We start from the raw sequence: 4,050 nt of genomic DNA, 5'->3' as shown, positions 1-4,050 counted from the left end.
TTCACCGTCACTTTTAGGTTGTAGTTCTTTATTCGACGATGTGGAAATGAATTCCTTTAGTTCAACTTATATAGCTAACCTAATAATACGAAAAAGCCGCGATTTGGGGATTGTTGACAAAGTATTGAACTGAATAGTTTTTTTGAAGGACCGTGTAGAATTACTATCTATACGGTCTTTTCATTGGAGGGCAATGCGATGATGGGTGTAGATGGAGACAAACAAAATCAACTGATGTACATAAACCAACACCTCTACTCGCCCTTTGGACGTAGATCCATTGATCCCGTTCTTCTTATTAAGATGCTGCTTATTGGATACCTGTTTGGAATCCCTTCAGAAAGAAGATTAGAACAAGAAATCATCGTTAATCTCGCCTATCGTTGGTTCCTTGGCTTAGATCTGGGCGAGTCTATTCCCGACCATTCGACGCTAAGCCAAAACCGCCGCCAAAGGTTTAAAGACAGCGAGGCCTTCCAAGAGATCTTCGATCACATCGTTTCAGCTTGCATTAGCCAGAGTATCGTAACGGGGGAAGTTGTCCTTGTGGACTCTACTCATATCAAGGCGAACGCTTCCATTGGAAAAGCGGAGAATGTCAGGGTGAAAAAGAAACCTTCCGAATATTTCAAAGATTTAGAGCAAGAAACTCGTCGGATTGAATCCGAGCTCCAAAAGGATCCGAACAAGAAAAAACGCAGGAAGAAACCGAAAGAGGATGGCTCTGTAAAGGAAGTAAAGCAAATCCGATCCTGAAAGGATTGAATCCCTCTGGCCCACTTTGTCAACAGTCCCATTTAAGCGACTTTTAATAGTACGCAAGCATCGAGGTGTTTGTTATTCTTCCTTAATCCACGACAGGGAACCATCCTGGTATGTTGGTTATCATTCCCCACAAATTATCGGGAAGTACCAGTTCTTTTTGAGCTGTTCGGGGAAGTGTCGTTCTAATTTCTCTTTCCTGTCCGCTTTGTACCTTCTCAACCCATTTAGGCTCCATGATCAAGGCATGACCCATTGTTACTAGTGGGATTCCAGTATCCAGTGCTTTAACGACATCATCCGGTGTGGAAAGACCGCCAACACCGATTACAGGCACTCGATTACCTACACGCTCTTGAACCATTACTACACGCGACTTCGTACTGCTCGATCCTTCCCTCCTCGGTTCACCCCAGAAATGATCCACGGAAAGATGGATGTAGTCTAAGTTCTGTAAGGCCAGTACATCCACGAATTGAAGAGTATCTTCCATTGTGATGCCAGGATTTTCTCTTTCCTCCGGAGAAATTCTGTAACCAACAACAAATGGTGATTTTGCATGTTTTGCAGCCACTTCTTTTACGTGTTTGATGATTTCAAGGGGAAATTTCATTCTCTTTTCTAATGTCCCTCCCCATTTGTCCTTTCTTCTGTTGGAATGCGGAGAGAAAAATTGCTGAATCAAGAAGCCGTTGGCGCCATGAATCTCAACCCCATCAAATCCGGCTTCAATTACCCTTCGGGTTGCATTGGCAAATTCATCAATAGCAATTTCAATCTCCTCTTCTGTCATTGCCTTTGGGGTAGCAGATCCTTCACGCTCCGCCGCCACTGCACTTGCACTTAAAGATTGTCCTCCAGATAGCAAAGCCGGATTACTGATACGCCCACCATGATAAAGCTGGACAAAAGCTTTGGAACCTTGTTCATGTATGGTGTTTGCCAATGTTTTTAGGCCTGGGAGCAGATCGTCATTGTCAATGCCAAAGCCGTTCTCGAGCAATTTTCCGTTTTGCGAAACAAGGGCACTGCTGGTAATCACGGCGCCAACACCCTGAGCCCGTTGAATATAGTAAGCCAATTCTTCTTCAGTAACTGCTCCGTTAGACTTTGATGCCGAAAGGGCCATAGGCGCCATAATCACCCTGTTTTTCAACTGCACTCCCGATGGGAGCTCGAACGGCTCGAAAATAGATTTGTAATTGTTGTTCATGCTTGTTCCTCTTTTCTTTGAATTATTTTATATTAAGGACCTTTCGGTCCATAATATACAAAAAAAACGTACACTTTCATCTATCTCAAATTCCCTAAAATTATAGAAATGAAATCTATAATCCTGTCTTGATTTGTTTGTGCTCGCACCATCACATTTATACCTTGTAAGGAGACAGTTAAAAATCGAGCAAGCTTTAGTGAATCGATTTTAGACTGAATAGAACCATTGATTTTACCAATCTCAATTGCATTTAAAAATGCATGTTCAACATCTTCGAAATCTTTTTCAATCATTTTTTGAAATTCTTTATCATGTGGCGCCAATTCGATAGCTTCATTTGACGTCATGCAACCTTTGCTAACAACATTAAGGAGGGCCATAAGAAATAATTCGATACCCTGGTATACATTCTCATTACTCAAATAATTATTTAATACCGATAGGCGCTCCTCGCGATATAAATCAAATGCTCTCACAAATAAATCATGTTTGTTACCAAAAGTCTCATATAAACTACTTTTACTAAGTCCAGTAACATGTAGCAAATCATTTAGGGATGCCGCTTCATAACCTTTAGTCCAGAATAAAGTCATCGCTTTCCTTAATACATCTATTTCATCAAAGTTACGTGGACGAACCATCCGTATCTCACCTCCTTAAAAATAATATACACCATTCCGAACCGATAAGTCCAGAACGAAAAATAAATTTTAGTCGATGCGCTGCCAAGCGCACAAAGGATTGGTTAACTTCACTTCTGTCGAATGAATGTGTTCCGCTTATGTGTCAACTATCGAACACGTCCCTCGGCTTATTTCAACAAAAAATGATAGGGCGTATTTCGGCAGCATTTATAGTTAAGGCTTGCACTAAACTCCCGTTCAACGGAAATAAAAAAGGAGCCGCTCCAAGCAACTCCTGCACTCTCGTTCTTCGTTAGAGCTTAACGCCGTACAGTTCCCTTGTATAAAATCACTTATTTTATTAGCATGTAAAAACATAAAGAGGCATGTCAATAAGCCAATCATTCGGACATGATATCAATAATTTCGTGGTAATTTCTATTGTCTCCGGTTAGCCCCTGAACTTCCAAACTCCCTTTCCTCTCGTCGAACAGGAACTTATATATATAATCATAAGTGGAATGAAAATCCGGATTGACGTAATACACATTTATAATGAATGCATCTCCATCCCAATATCCTTTCGCTTTATAATTTCCAGTTTCTCGATATTCATTATCCAGTCCGATTGATATATCTACGGTTTCGGCTCCCAAAATTTTCTTAAATACAGCTACATCACTCTTATTAGAAAAGTTAAGCGTAAATGCACTAAAATCGAGACCACTTTTCTTTACCATGTAAGTCCTTCCACTAATCTCGTTAGCCATCACCGGAAGCTGAGGAGTAGGCATTTTTGAAGAACTGGCCCGACGTACTTGTTCTTTCATTTGCTGGTTACCTTCCGCATTAACTGGAAGGGCTTGTTCGGATACGGCGGCGCTTTTAATACGAGAGAATATTTTGTTTGTCACAATCATGGGGTCAGTATCCCAAATATCGCTTGTCATTACAACGACAAGATTTTTCTCAGGCGATACAAAAATTCCCTGTCCAAAAGAACCACTTGCATAAAAATAATCTGGGCCACCCCACCATTGATATCCATATTTAAAACCATTGGTGTTAGTCATTGTTGTTGATTCTGATATCCATTTAGCAGGTATTACCTGTTTTCCATTGAATAAGCCATTATTGGCATAGAGATAGCCGATTTTCGCCATATCTTCCGGGATTAGCTGAAGGCCTGCCCCTCCGTAGCTAACCCCTTGCTTATCAACCGCCCATTGGAAATTTGTAATGCTTAGCGGTCCGAATAATTTTTCCATAGCATATTCTTTTAAATTTATCCCGATTCTTTTTTGAATCATAGCGGATAGCAGATGGGAAGCCCCCGTATTATAATTGAAGGCAGTACCTGGAGCACTTGACATAGGCTGATTAAGGATAAATTGAACTTGATTAGGACTCTCCATCATCTGGCTGACAATGTTGTTGTCTCCGTAAGGT

At 40.9% G+C, this 4,050-nt stretch carries 4 protein-coding genes; 1 reads left to right on the top strand and 3 read right to left on the bottom strand.

All coding sequences use genetic code 11. From position 1 onward, the window contains the following. Positions 1-198 precede the first annotated feature (198 nt). Positions 199-756 (top strand): transposase, encoded by a 558-nt coding sequence (locus BK127_RS46020; RefSeq protein ID WP_076238510.1) that lies wholly within the window; start codon positions 199-201, stop codon positions 754-756. Between the two features lie 91 nt (positions 757-847). On the opposite strand, the gene BK127_RS41675 is transcribed toward BK127_RS46020, so the two are convergent. The 3 genes from BK127_RS41675 to BK127_RS41665 form a co-directional block, all read right to left on the bottom strand. After that, the gene (locus tag BK127_RS41675) at positions 848-1,975 is read right to left on the bottom strand and encodes an NADH-dependent flavin oxidoreductase (RefSeq protein WP_076238509.1); all 1,128 of its coding nucleotides are present in this window, start codon (positions 1,973-1,975) and stop codon (positions 848-850) included. Between the two features lie 80 nt (positions 1,976-2,055). Further along, a complete protein-coding gene (locus BK127_RS41670) occupies positions 2,056-2,619 on the bottom strand; it encodes a TetR/AcrR family transcriptional regulator (RefSeq protein WP_076238508.1) in 564 nt (187 codons plus the stop codon). Positions 2,620-3,002: 383 nt separating this feature from the next. Further along, positions 3,003-4,050 (bottom strand): serine hydrolase domain-containing protein (locus BK127_RS41665; RefSeq protein ID WP_144026734.1); only part of this gene is annotated, 1,048 nt, incomplete at its 5' end.

The organism is Paenibacillus sp. FSL H7-0331, from assembly GCF_001956045.1.
Note: the sequence above shows the minus strand (reverse complement) of the source record. Positions and strands in the feature narration are given on the sequence as shown.

Coding starts and splice junctions, on each gene's coding strand:
- BK127_RS46020 (WP_076238510.1), top strand. CDS start 199: ATGATGGGTGTAGATGGAGACAAACAAAATCAACTGATGTACATAAAC.
- BK127_RS41675 (WP_076238509.1), bottom strand. CDS start 1,975: ATGAACAACAATTACAAATCTATTTTCGAGCCGTTCGAGCTCCCATCG.
- BK127_RS41670 (WP_076238508.1), bottom strand. CDS start 2,619: ATGGTTCGTCCACGTAACTTTGATGAAATAGATGTATTAAGGAAAGCG.